General features: G+C 69.9%; 15 protein-coding genes. 8 read left to right on the forward strand and 7 right to left on the reverse strand.

The window, feature by feature from the left end:
- Positions 1-136: 136 nt before the first annotated feature.
- The 5 genes from D0D37_RS02695 to D0D37_RS02715 all read left to right on the forward strand — a co-directional run bounded on the left by D0D37_RS02695 (position 137) and on the right by D0D37_RS02715 (position 6,012).
- The gene (locus D0D37_RS02695; protein ID WP_116198892.1) at positions 137-829 is read left to right on the forward strand and encodes a response regulator transcription factor; all 693 of its coding nucleotides are present in this window, start codon (positions 137-139) and stop codon (positions 827-829) included.
- The gene (locus D0D37_RS02700) at positions 826-2,265 is read left to right on the forward strand and encodes a sensor histidine kinase (protein ID WP_116198893.1); all 1,440 of its coding nucleotides are present in this window, start codon (positions 826-828) and stop codon (positions 2,263-2,265) included. The genes D0D37_RS02695 and D0D37_RS02700 overlap by 4 nt, the downstream gene beginning before the upstream one ends.
- Positions 2,266-2,385: 120 nt before the next feature.
- Complete coding sequence (locus D0D37_RS02705) at positions 2,386-3,186, forward strand: DeoR/GlpR family DNA-binding transcription regulator (protein ID WP_116198959.1); 801 nt, start codon at positions 2,386-2,388, stop codon at positions 3,184-3,186.
- On the forward strand, positions 3,183-4,253 hold the full coding sequence (gene galT / locus D0D37_RS02710) for a galactose-1-phosphate uridylyltransferase (RefSeq protein ID WP_116198894.1): 1,071 nt from the start codon (positions 3,183-3,185) through the stop codon (positions 4,251-4,253). The genes D0D37_RS02705 and galT overlap by 4 nt, the downstream gene beginning before the upstream one ends.
- Positions 4,254-4,554: 301 nt before the next feature.
- Positions 4,555-6,012 (forward strand): S1C family serine protease, encoded by a 1,458-nt coding sequence (locus D0D37_RS02715; protein WP_425266888.1) that lies wholly within the window; start codon positions 4,555-4,557, stop codon positions 6,010-6,012.
- Between the two features lie 295 nt (positions 6,013-6,307).
- Here D0D37_RS02715 and D0D37_RS02720 read toward each other — a convergent pair whose 3' ends face one another.
- The 5 genes from D0D37_RS02720 to D0D37_RS02740 are packed head-to-tail and all read right to left on the reverse strand — an operon-like array spanning position 6,308 to position 9,909.
- Positions 6,308-6,760: a hypothetical protein gene (locus D0D37_RS02720; RefSeq protein ID WP_116198896.1), complete on the reverse strand. Its 453-nt coding sequence runs from the start codon at positions 6,758-6,760 to the stop codon at positions 6,308-6,310.
- Positions 6,757-7,974, reverse strand: coding sequence for a molybdopterin-dependent oxidoreductase (locus D0D37_RS02725; RefSeq protein ID WP_244223352.1), 1,218 nt, complete (start codon positions 7,972-7,974; stop codon positions 6,757-6,759). Before D0D37_RS02725 ends, D0D37_RS02720 begins: the two co-directional genes overlap by 4 nt.
- Positions 7,971-8,600, reverse strand: coding sequence for a methyltransferase domain-containing protein (locus D0D37_RS02730; protein ID WP_116198897.1), 630 nt, complete (start codon positions 8,598-8,600; stop codon positions 7,971-7,973). Before D0D37_RS02730 ends, D0D37_RS02725 begins: the two co-directional genes overlap by 4 nt.
- Positions 8,597-9,268, reverse strand: a complete 672-nt coding sequence (locus D0D37_RS02735) for a TIGR04282 family arsenosugar biosynthesis glycosyltransferase (protein WP_116198898.1) — start codon at positions 9,266-9,268, stop codon at positions 8,597-8,599. The genes D0D37_RS02730 and D0D37_RS02735 overlap by 4 nt, the downstream gene beginning before the upstream one ends.
- Positions 9,265-9,909, reverse strand: coding sequence for a glycosyltransferase family 2 protein (locus tag D0D37_RS02740; RefSeq protein ID WP_116198899.1), 645 nt, complete (start codon positions 9,907-9,909; stop codon positions 9,265-9,267). The genes D0D37_RS02735 and D0D37_RS02740 overlap by 4 nt, the downstream gene beginning before the upstream one ends.
- Positions 9,910-10,068: 159 nt before the next feature.
- Here D0D37_RS02740 and D0D37_RS02745 point away from each other — a divergent pair, with 159 nt between their 5' ends.
- From D0D37_RS02745 to D0D37_RS02755, 3 genes are read left to right on the forward strand one after another with little or no spacing between them, the layout of a single operon-like run.
- Positions 10,069-11,472, forward strand: a complete 1,404-nt coding sequence (locus D0D37_RS02745; RefSeq protein WP_116198900.1) for a hypothetical protein — start codon at positions 10,069-10,071, stop codon at positions 11,470-11,472.
- Positions 11,473-11,480: 8 nt separating this feature from the next.
- On the forward strand, positions 11,481-12,182 hold the full coding sequence (locus D0D37_RS02750) for a response regulator transcription factor (RefSeq protein WP_116198901.1): 702 nt from the start codon (positions 11,481-11,483) through the stop codon (positions 12,180-12,182).
- The gene (locus D0D37_RS02755) at positions 12,179-13,228 is read left to right on the forward strand and encodes a sensor histidine kinase (protein WP_116198902.1); all 1,050 of its coding nucleotides are present in this window, start codon (positions 12,179-12,181) and stop codon (positions 13,226-13,228) included. The genes D0D37_RS02750 and D0D37_RS02755 overlap by 4 nt, the downstream gene beginning before the upstream one ends.
- An 18-nt stretch (positions 13,229-13,246) precedes the next feature.
- On the opposite strand, the gene D0D37_RS02760 is transcribed toward D0D37_RS02755, so the two are convergent.
- Complete coding sequence (locus D0D37_RS02760; RefSeq protein WP_244223353.1) at positions 13,247-14,095, reverse strand: MBL fold metallo-hydrolase; 849 nt, start codon at positions 14,093-14,095, stop codon at positions 13,247-13,249.
- A 53-nt stretch (positions 14,096-14,148) separates the two neighbouring features.
- Positions 14,149-15,210 (reverse strand): NAD-dependent epimerase/dehydratase family protein, encoded by a 1,062-nt coding sequence (locus D0D37_RS02765; protein WP_116198904.1) that lies wholly within the window; start codon positions 15,208-15,210, stop codon positions 14,149-14,151.
- Between the last annotated feature and the right edge of the window lie 9 nt (positions 15,211-15,219).

Here is a 15,219-nt window from a genome sequence, read left to right on the forward strand (position 1 = left end):
CTCCTCGTTCTCAAAGTTCAGCTGATGGTCGCGACCGCCGTTCCGCCTGTTACGCGCCGCGCTCCGAGGAAATGCTCTTTGTGTGTTCTGCGTGTGTTCTTAGGCGGGTCTCAGCACTCTGCGTAAGACTGACGCCATGCGCATCCTCGTAGTGGACGACGACCGTGCCGTCCGTGAATCGCTCCGGCGGTCTTTGGAGTTCAACGGCTACACCGTGGAGCTCGCGAGCGATGGTGCGCAGGCCTTGGAGACGATCTTGGCCAACCGTCCGGACGCGATGGTTCTCGACGTCATGATGCCGCGCCTCGACGGGCTCGAAGTAGCCCGCCGCCTTCGCAGCACCGGCGATGACCTGCCGATTCTCGTCCTGACCGCCCGCGACACCGTCTCCGACCGGGTCTCCGGCCTCGATGCTGGCGCCGACGACTACCTGCCCAAGCCGTTCGCCCTGGAGGAACTGCTCGCCCGGTTGCGCGCACTGCTGCGCCGCGCCGCGCCGGACGGTCAGCAGGGCGAGACGTCGGAGGCGCTGTCGTTCGCCGACTTGACGCTCGACCCGGGCACTCGCGAGGTCCGCCGCGGCGGTCGCGAGATCAGTCTCACCCGCACCGAGTTCGCGCTGCTCGAGCTGTTCCTCTCGTACCCCAAGCACGTGCTGACCCGCGGAAGGATCCTGGAGGAAGTATGGGGTTACGACTTCCCGACGTCGGGCAACGCGCTGGAGGTCTACGTCGGTTATTTGCGCCGCAAGACGGAGGCGGACAACGAACCGAGGCTGATCCACACGGTGCGTGGAGTGGGGTACGTCCTTCGCGAGACTCCGCCGTGACCGACCGCCCGGCGGGCGAGCAGGCCGCGCCGGCGGGGGAGGTCCCCGATCCGCGGGGCACCCGGTGGAGCACCCGCCGGTTCTCGCTGCGCGGCCGCGTCACCTTGCTCGCCGCCGCGTGTGTGGCAGGTGCGGTGGCGCTCGTTTCCCTGTGCGCGTACCTGGTGGTGCGCAACAACCTCCTCAGCCAGCTCGACGACAACCTGCTTGCCCGCGCACATGCCGCGGCGAACTCGCCGCAGGTGCCGACCGACCAGCTGCGCGAGGTGCCGGGAGCCTTGCTGGCCAGCGCTGACCTGCAGATCGGCCAGCTGAACGGCGTCACCGGCGACCTGATCTATCCGCAGCCGGGCACCCGGCCGCCGGTAGGCCCGGCCGAGATGCGTGTCGCGACTGGGCTGCTGCCCCAGTCGCTGCGCACCGACGCGACCACTGGCATGCGGGTGGTCGCGGTGCCGCTCGGGCACGGGCAGGCGATCGTGCTGGCGCAGTCGATGGCTCCGACGATGCGCGCGCTGAACCAGCTGTCCGTGGTGCTGTTCCTGGTCGGCGGCGCCGGGATCGTGGTGGCCGCGGGCGCGGGCACAGCGGTCGCGCGCGCCGGACTGCGCCCGGTCGACCGGCTGACGTCGGCCGCCGAGCGGGTGGCCGCGACCGGCGACCTGCGTCCGATCCCGGTGAGCGGCGACGACGAACTCGCCCGGCTCACGCACAGTTTCAACATCATGCTCGGCACCGTCGCGGACTCGCAGGAACGGCAGCGGCAACTGGTCGCCGACGCCGGGCACGAGCTGCGCACGCCGCTCACTTCCATGCGCACCAACCTGGAACTGCTGTTGTCGGCCGACCGTCCGGGCGCGCCGTCGCTGCCGGCGGAGGACCGCACCGACATCGAGGCCGACATCCGCGGCCAGCTCGACGAGCTGACCCAGCTCATCGGCGACCTCGTGGAGCTGGCGCGGCAGGACGAGCCGCGTGAGCAGGCCGAACGCGTCGACCTGATGGACGTGGTCGAGCGCGCCCTCGACCGGGCGCGCCGCCGGGCGGGTGAGATCGAGTTCGAGGTCGCGCTGCAGCCGTGGGTGCTCACCGGCGACAACAGCTCGCTCGAGCGAGCGGTGCTGAACCTGCTCGACAATGCGGTGAAGTTTTCGCCGCAGGGTTCGCGCGTTCGGGTCACGCTGCGTCCGCTCGGCGACGGCACCGCGGTGGTCGAGGTCGCGGACTCCGGGCCCGGCATCGCCGAGGAGGACCTGCCCAAGGTGTTCGACCGTTTCTACCGCTCGTCGGAGGCGCGCACCCTGCCCGGATCCGGCCTCGGACTGGCGATCGTGAAGCACGCGGCCGAACGGCACGGCGGCACGGTGTACGCCAACCGGGCACCGGAAGGCGGGGCTTTGCTCACGATTCGGCTACCAGGGGCGCCGGTCGCCTGAATTGGTGGCCACGCTTGGCGGTCGCCCGGCAGGGGGACGCTCGATCTGCACGTCGCGCACGCCTGATGTTGAATCGTGTAGGATTTTGTGTAGTTGAATGGGTGTGCTTGGGGAGTGGCGGTGCTCGCGCGGCAGCGACAGGCGGTGATCCTCGAGGAAGCACGCCGGACCGGTGCGGTCCGGGTCAGTGACCTCGTCGCGAGGCTCGGCGTCTCCGATATGACGGTCCGCCGCGACCTCGACGTGCTCGCGGGCCGCGGCCTGGTCGAGAAGGTCTACGGCGGCGCGACCTCTCTGGTCGGCAAGAGCACCGACGAACCGGGGTTCGAGGCGAAGTCGGTGCGCCAGCGCGCGCAGAAGGAAGCCATCGCCGAACTGGCCGCCACCCTCGTCAAGCCGGGCACCGCGATCGGCCTGTCCGCGGGCACCACCACCTGGACGCTCGCGCACGCGCTCGACGGCATCGAGGGCCTCACCATCGTCACCAACTCGATCCACGTCGCCGACGTGCTGCGCAGCGCCGCCCAGCCGGACCGCACGGTGGTCCTCACCGGCGGGGTGCGGACTCCCTCGGACGCGCTGGTCGGCCCGGTCGCCGTGCAGAGCCTGCGCACGCTGCACCTCGACCTGGTGTTCCTCGGCGTGCACGGGATGGCGGTGGGGCCCGGGTTCACCACCCCGAACCTCACCGAAAGCGAGACCGACCGCGCGCTGGTGGAGGCCGGACGGCGGCTGGTGGTGCTCGCCGACCACACGAAGTGGGGCACGGTCGGCATTTCCACGATCGCGGACCTGGAGGAAGCCCAGGTCGTGGTGACCGACGACGGATTGGACGACCGCGCGCGGGAAGCCCTCGCGGAGCGGGTCGGAGAACTCATGATCGCCGAAACGGCGGAGAACCTCGAGGCAGAAGAAGCGTGAAACGCACTGTGCGGCACCTGGCCGACGGCCGGGAGATCATCTATTTCGACCACACCGACGCCCACGAGCGGCTCGCCGCGGACACCCGGGACCTGCCGCCGGTCGCGGCGGCCTCGGAGATCCGCCGCGATCCGCTGACCGGCGAATGGGTCGCGATGGCGGCACACCGCCAGACGCGCACGTACAAGCCTCCCGCCGACCTTTGCCCGCTCTGCCCCACCCGGCCGGGCAAGCCGAGCGAAATCCCCGAAGCCGACTACGACGTCGTCGTGTTCGAGAACCGGTTCCCGTCGTTCTCGCAGCAGGCCACCGGAGATCCGTCCACTGTGGACGGCTTGGGCCTGGTGCCGACCGCGCCGGGCCTCGGCCGCTGCGAGGTCGTGTGCTTCACCAGCGACCACGACGGCGCGTTTTCGCGGCTGACTCCGGAACAGGTGCGCCTCGTGGTGGACGCCTGGGCCGACCGCACCGCCGCGCTCGCGCAGACGCCTGGCGTGGAACAGGTCTTCCCGTTCGAGAACCGCGGCGAGGAAATCGGCGTCACGCTCTCGCATCCGCACGGCCAGATCTACGGCTATCCGTTCGTCACGCCTAAGACCGAGCGGATGCTGGCGGTCGCGCGGGAACACGGCGGGTCCGTGCTCGGCGACGTGCTGGCGGCGGAACAGAAATCGGGCGAGCGCGTGATCGCCACTGGCGAGCACTGGACGGCTTTCGTGCCGCCGGCCGCGCGCTGGCCGGTGCACATCCAGATCGTGCCGCACCGGCAGGTCCCGGACCTCCCGGCGCTCACCGACGCCGAGCGCGACGACTTTTCCCGCGTGTACCTGGACGTGCTGCGCCGATGCGACGCGTTGTACGACCGGCCGCTGCCCTACATCGCGGGCTGGCACCAGGCACCGGTGCGGCGGGACCGGGAGCTGTCGTGGCTGCACTTGGAGCTGTTCTCGGTGCTGCGGGCCAAGGACAAGCTGAAGTATCTGGCCGGATCCGAGTCGGGCATGGCGGTCTGGATCAACGACGCCACCCCGGAACAGATCGCGGAGCGGCTTCGCGCGGCAGGCTGACCGGAAGTCACGGCATACTCATCTACGAAACACAGGTTCGACTCAGGAACCTCTCAGGCCCAGCCGCTTAGGTGAGGACATGACCGAGAACGACCCCCACGCGCCCGACTCCGCGGCGGGTCGCCAGGACTCGGGCGCCCAGCCGGGCGCCGAAGGCCAGGCGGCCTGGCAGCAGACCCCGGCTCAGCCAGCGAGCCAATCCCCGTCAGCCGATCCGGCGGGCGGCGACGCGGGTCAGTCGACTCCAGGCGCGACCGGCACGACTGCCGCGTACGGTTCGGCCGCTGAGGCGTCGGCGGGGATGTCCGGCTCCAGCACGGCCAGCGGCGACACTTCTGGCGCGTACGGCGCGCCTGCGGGCCCGTACGGCGCCGCCCCTGCTGGCGGCACGGCATACGGGACTGCTCCTTCTGGGACTACGCCGTCCGGCGAGGCGGTGTACGGCACTGCTCCGACCGGTGGCACGCCGAATCCGTGGTCAGCCCAGGGCGCGGCGGCCCCGCCCGCTGGTGCGCCCCAAAGCGGACAGTTCCCCGGCGCGCAGCAGGCCACGGCGGGCCAGCCGTACGGCAGCCAATACCCCGGCGGACCGCACACTTCGCCCGCCGGAGGCCCGGCTAATCCTTACGGCGCACCGGGAACCTCGGTGTACGGCGTCCCCGCGCAGCGCGAGAAGAAGGGTTCGGCGGGCAAGCTCCTCGCGAGCGTCGCCGCCATCTCGCTCGTGATCGGCGGCGTGGCGGGCGGGACCGTCGGATACCTCACCGGCGGGTCCGGTTCGTCGGTGAGCGCGCTCGACGCGCCGAAACCCGCGCAGCAGACCGGCAACGTGCCCTCCGGCTCGGTCGAATCGGTGGCGCAGAAGCTGTCGCCGAGCGTGGTCGAACTGCAGGTGTCCGGCCAAACCGCGGCGGGCGAGGGCTCCGGCTTCGTGCTCAGCAGCGACGGCTACATCCTCACCAACAACCACGTCGTCCAGGTCGCCGCGAACGGCGGCCAGATCCAGGCCGTGTTCCAGGACGGCAAGAAGGCCGCGGCGAAGGTCGTCGGCCGGGACCCGACCACGGACATCGCCGTGGTGAAGGTGTCCGGTGTCGGCAACCTGACTCCGGTCGAGCTGGGCCGGTCCGACGACCTGCGGGTCGGGCAGCAGGTCGTGGCCATCGGCTCGCCCTACGAGCTGACCGGCACGGTCACCTCGGGCATCGTCAGCTCGCTGCACCGCCCGGTGCAGGCAGGCGGCGACGAGACCGACCAGACCACGGTGATGGACGCGATCCAGACCGACGCCGCGATCAACCCCGGCAACTCGGGCGGTCCGCTGTCGAACATGAGCGGCCAGGTCATCGGCATCAACTCGGCCATCTACAGCCCGAACTCGGGCCGCGGCCAGGGCAGCGGGAGCGAGGGCGGCAACGTCGGCATCGGGTTCGCCATCCCGATCGACCAGGCGCGCCGCACCGCGCAGGACATCATCAAGACCGGGCACGCGACCCAGACGTTCATCGGCGCGAAGGTCACCGACGCGCCACAGGGCGGAGCCCAGCTCGGCGACATCACGCCGGGCAGCCCGGCGGAGAAGGCCGGCTTGAAGTCCGGCGACGTGGTGACCAAGATCGACGACCGCGTCATCGACAGCGCCAACACGCTCGTCGCCGCGATTCGCACGCGCGCCCCGAACGACCAGGTGACCTTCACTCTCGCCGGCGGGCGCACCGTGCAGGTCACCTTGGGCGGGCAGGCGGTACCGGCCAACTAGATCGCTCGGCCGCCGTGGCGCGGCCGAGACCAGCCACGGCTCGACCCCCCTATCCGCGCAGGGGCCGAACCTTTGCAGGCCGCGCGCGACCGGAGCATCCGAGCCGGTCGCGCGTGGCCGTTTTTTAGCGACCAACGCCGGAAAAACCGGCTCGCGCACGAAAACACGAAGAGGCTCTCCGTGCCGCCTCCGACTCGGCACGGAGAGCCTCTCCGCGTGCGGTGAGGTGCCCACGCGCACGCTCACCGAAACGCCGAATCTGCGGGAAAATTCCGGTACCGGAAGAAAACCCAGGTCAACTACGTGCGCGCGCCCGAATTTTCCGCGCCGCACGAGACCGGACCTGGACAATCCGGACGATCGCCGCGACCAGGACCGCACTCCACACCACCGCGAGCGTCGCCGCCAGCCCCAGCCACGTGTTCCCGTCGTGCAGCCCGGGTTTCGGCGGCACGCCATAAGAACGCCACAGCAGCGGGAACGCCACGAAACCCAGTACCACCGTCAGCACCGCGCCAACCTGCACCGGTGCCCGCCACGGCCGCGGCAGAACTCGAGCGAGCAGCAGGCCGACCATGCCCGCGATCGGAGCGAACACCGCGTCGTTGACGACCGGACCGCCGCCGATCCACAGCAACGTCGTGAAGCTGTCCGGCCACGCCGGTGCCGCATAGTCGAGGAACAGCACGATCCCGTACGCCAACGCCGCCAATCCGGGCAGCGCCAGCACAATCCGCGCGGTCTTCACAGCACCTCCAGCTTCGCGACCCACTTCGTCTGCAGCACGCCAGGACGGCTGGGCGCGATCACGCGGCAGGGATAGCCGTGGTCGAGGTTCAGCACCTCGCCGTTCAGCTCCAGCGCCAGCAACGTGAGCGGGTCGGCCGTGTGCTCGCCGGGCAGCACGCTGACGCCGTACAGTCCGGTCTTCTCCAGCGACGACACGCGTACGTCGACGCCCGGCGAACTGCCGGTCGCGCGCAGCAGATCCGGAAACGAGATGCCGCGCCACGTAGCCATTTGACTCCAGCCCTCGACGCACGCGATCGGCAAGTCCACAGTGGTCTGCGGCAGTGCCCGCAGTTCGGCCAGCGTGAACTGCCGCGTCCCCGCCGGAGTCACCACGGACAACCGCCATCCGGGATTCCGTGCGGTCCGTGTTACCTGCGCTGCCACGGCCGTGCGGTTGACCGGCAACTTCTGCGAGCCCTTGTCCGATCGCCACGACAACCCGGACACGTTCCGCAGCGCGGGAACCGTTGCTCCAGCAGTGGCCAGCACGGCGACTCCAGTCGCGATCCCAGTAGTGGCCAGAAATCCTCGCCGCGACAACCCCGGACCAGACGGCTCGACCGGCGCACGCTCCCGCGTCAGCGCCCGCCGGAGCACTGGGAGCTTCACCGCGACGTGCACGAGGATCGAGCCGATCGCCACCCATGCGACCGCGTAGTGCACCTGCGGAAAGTAGAAGTTCCACGGGTAGTTTTGCGCGACGTTCAGCAAACCCGAACTCAGCTCGAAGAACGCCGCCCCGGAGAGGACGAGGATCGACAGCCGCTCCACCGCATGCGGTACCGAGCGCACCAGCGGACGCTCGAACAGCTTCGGGTAGACGCTCCACAGTTTGGCCAGCAGCAACGGAATCGCCGCGATCCCGGACACTACATGCGCGCCCTGCGTCACCCGGTACAGCCAGATCGGCCGGCTGGGCCAGAAGAACCACTCCGGCGGATGCTGGATCAAATGGCTCAACAGGCCGGTGACGAAGCAGATCAGGAACGCGAGCCCGAGCATGCTGCCGACCCGGGCCGTCACGCGCTCGCCGTGCGCGCCGCCTTTGAACTGCTCCGCCTTCGGAACCCGGCGATCGACGGCGCGGGCCCGTTCACCGATCTTGGCCTGTGCCGCGGTGACCCGAACATCGAGCCCGCGCCATGCGGCCGCTAGCCGCCGGCGTTTCACGTGCGTGCCAGCTTCGCGAACCAGCGATGCCCGCGGCTGGTCGTCCACACCACTCGGAACCCAGTCCGTACCGCGATTTCCGCGATGGCGTCGATTCCGACCCACGCCCAGGTGAACCATCGTCCACCGGCGGGATCCGGTCGCAGACGGACGTGGTCCCGGCGCACGCCGTGGCCCGGTTCCTCCAGTTCCACGAGCACGTCACCGTCTGGCGTGAGCAACTCGCGCACCCGCCGCAGCAGCGCATCGGGATCGCCACCGATACCGATGTTGCCGTCGGCTAGCAACACGTGATTCCACCGTCCTTCGCCGGGTAAGCGAGCGAAAACGTCGCGCTGCAACGCAATCGCCCCGCGCCGCCGCGTCAGCCGCACCGCGACCGGCGAACTGTCCACGCCAAGGGTCGCCACGCCTCGGCGCGTCAATGCAGCGGTCAGCCGACCAGGTCCGCAACCGACGTCGAGCGTCACACCTTCGCAGGCGTCCAGCAGCACCGCGTCGCCCGCGTCGCAACCGTCCGCCCAACGGCCGACCGGAAGCTCGACGCGGTCCCCGTTCGCAAGCTCCAGCCAGCAGTGATGGCCAAGCAACCCGCGGTCGAATTCCCGGCCAGTCGCGAGTTTCACGCCACCACCCCCACCGCGTCCACGGCGGTAGCGAACCTGCCGTCGGGCCGAATCGCGGCCACCCGCAGCGCGTCCGCCATGGTGTCCACATCGGACAACGTCGGCAGCTTGTCAACGCGGAGACCGGCATCCGACAACGCCGCTCGCGTGCGGAACCCGGTGTCCGGACGCGACATCGGAACCCCGGCGAGCACCTGCGCCTGCCTCGGATCAGCAAGCCCAAGCCCCCACCAGCCGCCGTCTTCAGCGTCGCCCAGCACCGCGCGGCTGGCCCCGGCGACGACCGGTTCGATCGCCGACGCGAGCAACTCAGGGGAGACCTGCGGTGTGTCCATGCCGATCTGTAGCGCGGGCAAACCGGCATGCACCGCAGCAGTATCGGCGTGCGCGTTGGCCAACCGGGTGCCGAAATCCCAGCCCCGCTGCGCGATCACGGTCGCCCTCCGCAACGCCCGACCGATTTCGCTACCCCGCGCTGCCTCGGCGAGGTCGCCCGTCATCGCCACCACGGTGAGCGCGCCGTCTGTGGCGAACGCGGCGTCCAACGTGTCCAGCAGTGCGGACGCGGCGATCTCCGCTGCCTGTTCTGCCGTCGCGGGCGGACACAACCGGGTCTTCGCGAACCCCGGCACCGGGGCTTTCGCAACCACAAGCAGGCAGAAGGTCATCGGGCCAACACCCGCCCGAAGTCCCGCACCGCCCGCAAGGTGCCGCGTACCGAACCGGACACCTTCGATTTCGTGCCCTGCGCGCGTTCCCGGTAAGCGACGTCGAACTCCTGGACCACCCAGCCCGCGCGCTGTGCCTTGACCAACAGCTCAAGCGGATAGCCGAACGCCCTGTCCGCAACGCCGAGCGCCAGCAACTCCCGGCGACGCACTGCCCGCAACGGCGCGATGTCCCGCACCGGCAGCCCACGGGACCGCAAGAGCAGTGACAGAACGGCATTGCCTGCTCTTGCGTGCCATGGCCAAGCCGCCCGCGACACCGGCACCCGCCGTCCGACCGCGAGATCAGCGCCGTCCACGACCGCGGCGACGAGGCGCGGCAATTCGGCCAGATCGAGCGATCCGTCTGCATCCGCGAAACAGACGACGTCAGCGGTCGAGTTTTCCAGCCCGGTATGGACGGCGGCACCGTACCCGCGCCGCGGCTCGTCGACGACTTTCGCGCCGTGCGCAGCCGCGACGCCGGGGGAACCGTCACGCGACCCGTTGTCCACGACGATCGCTCGATAACCCGGCGGCAGACTGGCGAGCACGCCGGGCAGCGCGCCCGCCTCGTCGAGGCAGGGGAGGACGACGTCCACTCCGAATTCATTCACGAGGCGTACGGTAAGTCTGGATAGGACAGTGCAGAACCCTTGCGGTGCTTACCAATTCCTGACGTTGGGCAAGATCTTACCGACTTCTCACGGATCCGCGGGAAACCTGCCGGACCGCCGTCAGCGGGGTTATCGTGACCGGCGATGAGCGAGTCGACGAAGGCCGCCCGGCTCGCCGAGCCGCCGCCCCCGGTTCCCGTCCGTCCCCGGTTCCGCGCTGATCTCGTGACGGTCGGCGTCACCCTCGTGGTGATCGCCGCCGCGACCGCGGTTGGCGTGTACTACAACCGGCCAGGTTCGGGCGTGGTGATCTACGCGTTCGCGCCGCCGTTGTTCGCGCATTGGCTGCCGCACGTCGGCCCAGGCTCGGTGTTCGCCGTGCTGATCGCCGCCGGTGTCGTCCTGTACGGCCCGACCCTGGCCGCCCGGCTCCGATGGCGACGCGCCCTGGCCGCGGGCTATCTGGCGTCCCTCGCCTGGATCTTTTCGCTCGCCATGGTGGACGGCTGGACGCGCGGCTTCACCGGCCGGCTCACCACGCCGCAGGAGTACCTGCACGAAGTCCCCGGCATTACGGACATCCCGCGATTCCTCCGCGAATTCTCCTCGCGCATCCTCGATTTCCAGCCGAACTCGTGGACCACTCACGTATCCGGCCACCCGCCAGGTGCGACCCTCGTCTTCGTCTGGCTCGACCGGCTCGGCCTCCGCAGCGGTGCCTGGGCGTCGACCGCCGTGGTGCTGGTGGCCGCTTTGGTCGCCGTCGCGGTGCCAGCGACGATCGCCCTGCTCGGCCGTCCCGACGCAGCCCGCGCGGCGCTGCCGTTCGCCGTGCTCAGCCCCGGCGCGGTGTGGCTGGGTGTGTCCGCTGACGGCCTCTTCGCCGGTGTGACCGCGACCGGTATCGCGCTGCTCGCCCTCGCATCAGTCGGCTTCCGAGAACGCCGCGGCTACGCCTGGCCTACGGCGCTGGCCGCCGGGATTCTCATCGGATTCGGCATCTTCCTCTCCTACGGCCTTGTCCTGCTTGGCTTGGTCGCGCTGGCCGTCGCCTTGCTCGGCAGACAATGGCGGGCTGCGGCAGCCGCTGTCCTCGGCGCCTTGGCCGTGGTCGCCGTGTTCGCGCTCGCCGGATTCTGGTGGTTCGACGGCTACCACCTCGTGGTCGAGCGCTACTACCAGGGCGTCGCGGTAGTGCGGCCGTATTCCTACTGGGTGTGGGCTGACCTGGCCGCGGTGGCGGTCGCGGGTGGGCCAGCTGTGGTCGCGGCGGCCCGCCGAGGGGTGGCATCGGCGGTCTTCTTGCCGTCTCGTCGAACGATCCTGCGCGATCCGGTCCTGCTGATCGTGCTCGCGGCCGTGCTCACGATCGTGTTCGCCGATTCGTCCGGCCTGTCGAAGGCTGAGGTAGAACGGATCTGGCTACCGTTCGGCGCGTGGCTGATCCCGGCCACGGCGCTGCTTCCGGCGGGCCACCGCCGCTGGTGGCTGGCCGGACAGGCGGTGGTCGCGCTCGCGGTCAACCACCTGCTGCTGACGAACTGGTGAGGTGAGGCATGGAAGACCAAGCGGGTCGCGTGCTCGTGGTCGACGACGACGAGACCGTGCGCGATGTCGTCCGCCGCTACCTCGAAACCGCCGGTTTCACCGTCGACCTGGCCGGCGACGGCACGGCGGCGCTCGCCCGGTTCGCCGAACGCGTACCGGACCTGGTGGTCCTCGACGTGATGATGCCCGGCCTCAACGGCCTGGAGGTGTGCCGGCGACTGCGGCAGACGAGCCAGGTGCCGATCGTCATGCTCACCGCGCTGGGCGAGGAGGAGAACCGCATCGCCGGGTTGCAGCTCGGGGCCGACGATTACGTCACCAAACCGTTCAGCCCCAAGGAACTCACGCTGCGCGTGGCCTCCGTGCTGCGGCGGGCCCGGATGCCACGGCCCGAGCCGCCGACGGCTGAACTGGTGGACGGCAACCTCCGGCTCCAGATGGCCGCCCGGCAGGCGACGCTCGACGGTGCGGTGCTGCCGCTGACCACGCGCGAGTTCGATCTTCTCGCGTTCTTCCTCTCCCACCCCGGCGTCGCATTCAGCCGGGCTGACCTGCTGGAGAAGGTGTGGGGCTGGGACTTCGGCGACCAATCCACGGTGACCGTCCACGTGCGACGGTTGCGCGAGAAAATCGAACGTGACCCGGCCAAACCGATCCGCGTCGCGACGGTGTGGGGCGTCGGCTACCGCTACGACCGGACACAGCCATGATCGGCTCGGGCGAGTCGGCGTGGGACATGTTCGTTCACGTCCTGCACATTCTTCCGCTCGCTTTGCTGTTCGCCTTGCCGGTGGCGGCGCTGGGCGGACTCGCGCTTTACCTGCTGCGGCACCGATCGCTGGCCACCACGATGACCACGCTCGTGCTGACGCCGATCGCCGCGATGCTGGTCGGAATCCTCGGCGTGAGCGGCTTCATGTTCACCGAGGCCCTGACCACCGAACTGCTCGTGTGCCTGCTCGTGGCCCTGGTGGCGGTGCCCGCGGCGATGGTGCTGGGCCGGGTCATCGCGCGGCGCAGTGTGTGGGAACGCGAGGCCCGGGAACGCGAACGCGCGGCGGAGAAGTCGCGTCGCGAACTGGTCGCGTGGATCAGCCACGACCTTCGCAGCCCACTGGCCGGGATCCAGGCAATGGCGGAGGCGCTGGCCGACGGCGTGGTTTCGGAACGCGCCGAGGTGGCCGACTACGCCCAGCGGATCAGCGGCGAGACGACCCGGCTGTCCGGCATGGTGGGCGACCTGTTCGAGCTGTCCCGGATCACCGCAGGAGCGCTCGAACTGAGCATGTCGGCCGTGCCGCTGCGCGACGTGGTGAGCGACGCGGTCGCCGCGCAGGCACCGGTAGCGGACCGCAAACGCGTGCGGGTGCTGGAAAACGCGTCGGCGTGGCCGGTGGTATCCGGCAGCGATCCGGAGCTGGCGCGGATCGTGCGGAACCTCGTGTCCAACGCCATCCGGCACACTCCACCGGACGGCACGGTCGCCGTGCAGATCGGCATCGACGGCGACCAGGCGCTGCTGGCCGTGGACGACGGCTGCGGCGGAATTCCGGACGATGAGATCAGCCGGGTCTTCGACGTCGCCTTCCGCGGCACGCAAGCCCGCACCCCCGACCGCAGCGGCACCACCAGCGGCGGCGGGTTGGGCCTGGCGATCGCGAAGGGCTTGGTGGAGGCGCACCGAGGGCGGATCGGCGTCCAGAACCACGGCCCAGGATGCCGCTTCGAGGTGCGGTTGCCGCTGGCGGCGTCCTGAACCGTCTGTTGTGGACAGTCAGGAAGCGGCGACCGCCGAGACCGGCTCCACGCTGCGGTCGGCTGCGATCCGGAAGAACGGCTCGTCCGGGAAATGCGCGGCCGCGACGATCGTGCCGGTGCCGACCACCTCGCCGAGCCAGCGGCGGCGGGTCCGCTCCGCCTGCCCGGGATCGGTGTCGGAGACCGCGCCGATCGTCGGATCGGCCATCTGCTCCGGAATCTGGAAGACATCGCCGAGCAGGACGGCGCGACGATCCTGATCCGCGACTTCCAGCACGTAATGCCCCGGCGTGTGCCCGGGAGCGTGTCGAACGGTGACGCCGGACGCGACTGTTTCGCCGTCCAGCATCGGACGCAGTTTGCCCTGGGCGCGAAGGGCTTCCAGCGCCACGCGGCCGCGGTCATGCCGCCCTGCCGGTTCGACGAACGCCGCCCAGTCGGGCGCGCCGTACCGCACTTCGGCATTAGGGAAGTACGGCTCGCCGTTCGGCGCGACCCATCCGATGTGGTCGGCATGCAGATGAGTCAGCACCACAGTGTCGACGCCTTCGCGGGCAATCCCGGCTTCGGCGAGCGCTGCGGGCAAGCCGCCGGTGTGCTCAGCTTCGACAGCGCTGACCACCGGGTGCAGCTGCTCTTTGGAGTGCTGCGGCAGATGCGGCTCGCCGGACGGACGCGGACCGAAACCGGCGTCGACCAGCACCGTTCGGCCGCCCGTACGGATCAGGAATGCGCCGATGACCACGGGCACCGTGCTCGGTGCCGAGCGCTTGCCCTGAAGTCCCGGAAAGAACGACGACGGCAGTTGCAGCCGTCCGTCGGTCAGTGCGTGGATTTCGATGTCCCCCACCACGATGGAACGCATGCCCAGCATCAAGATCCGGTACGGCCGATTCATTCCGGAAAGTGATCTTCACCTCATCGGGTGACGGGTGCGCGCAGTTCCGCGGTGGCGAACGCGGTGATGCCGTCCGCGAAGGACGTTTCCGCCCGGAACCCGAGCAGCTCCCGTGCTCGGGCCGGGTCGGCGACCACGTGCCGGACGTCAGCCGGTCGTGCGCCGCCGACGATCCGCGGCTCCGGCCCGCCGCAGGCGCGAGCCAGTTCCCGGGCCAGGTCGCCGACGCTGTGCGGCTGTCCGGAACAGATGTTCAGCGGCGTGAGGTCTGCCTCCCGAAAGTCGCTTCGGAGCGCGAGGACGTTCGCGCGGGCCACGTCGTCCACGTGCACGAAATCCCGCTGCTGTCGCCCGTCCTCCAGCACGGTCGGCGCTTCGCCGCGTTCCAGCGCCGAACGGAACAGCGATGCGACGCCGGCGTACGGCGTGTTCTGCGGCATCCGCGGGCCGTAGACGTTGTGGTAGCGCAACGCCCAGACCGTGCCGCCGGTCTGCCGCGCCCATGCGCCCGCGAGATGCTCCTGCGCCAGTTTTGTTGCCGCGTAGGTGCTTCGAGGCAACAGCGGCGCGTTTTCGGGCACGAGTTGCCAGCCCAACTCGCCACCGCAGTGCGGGCAAGTGGGTTCGAATCGTCCGGCGTCCACATCGGACTGCCGGCGAGGTGACGGCGGAACGACGCCGTGTTCCGCACACGCATAACGACCCTCGCCGTAGACCACCATTGACGAGGCAAGCACGAGCTTGCGCACCTTCGCCGCGTGCATCGCGGCCAGCAGCACGGCGGTGCCGTAGTCGTTGTTCAGCGCGTACGAGGGCGCGTCGGAGGGATCCACACCGTGCCCGACCACTGCGGCCTGATGGCAGACCGCCTCGACGCCGTCAAGCAGTTCGGCGACGATCTCGGTGTCGGTGACGTCACCGCGCAGGAAGCGGTGCCGCCGGGTGTATTCGGGCGGCGTGGTGGAGCCGTGCGCGGTGGACAGCAGGTTGTCCAGCACGACGACCTCGTCGCCGTCGTCGGCCAGCTTGTCAGCGATCCGGGACCCGATGAACCCGGCGCCGCCGGTGAGGAGCACTCGCACCTCGCCGAC

The organism is Amycolatopsis circi, assembly GCF_003385235.1.
In the GTDB taxonomy this organism is placed as follows: domain Bacteria; phylum Actinomycetota; class Actinomycetes; order Mycobacteriales; family Pseudonocardiaceae; genus Amycolatopsis; species Amycolatopsis circi.

Excerpts from the sequence above, each read along its gene's own strand:
- D0D37_RS02755 (WP_116198902.1), top strand. The coding sequence starts at position 12,179 with ATGATCGGCTCGGGCGAGTCGGCGTGGGACATGTTCGTTCACGTCCTG.
- D0D37_RS02750 (WP_116198901.1), top strand. The coding sequence starts at position 11,481 with ATGGAAGACCAAGCGGGTCGCGTGCTCGTGGTCGACGACGACGAGACC.
- D0D37_RS02715 (WP_425266888.1), top strand. The coding sequence starts at position 4,555 with ATGTCCGGCTCCAGCACGGCCAGCGGCGACACTTCTGGCGCGTACGGC.
- D0D37_RS02745 (WP_116198900.1), top strand. The coding sequence starts at position 10,069 with ATGAGCGAGTCGACGAAGGCCGCCCGGCTCGCCGAGCCGCCGCCCCCG.
- D0D37_RS02695 (WP_116198892.1), top strand. The coding sequence starts at position 137 with ATGCGCATCCTCGTAGTGGACGACGACCGTGCCGTCCGTGAATCGCTC.
- D0D37_RS02760 (WP_244223353.1), bottom strand. The coding sequence starts at position 14,095 with ATGCGTTCCATCGTGGTGGGGGACATCGAAATCCACGCACTGACCGAC.
- D0D37_RS02735 (WP_116198898.1), bottom strand. The coding sequence starts at position 9,268 with ATGACCTTCTGCCTGCTTGTGGTTGCGAAAGCCCCGGTGCCGGGGTTC.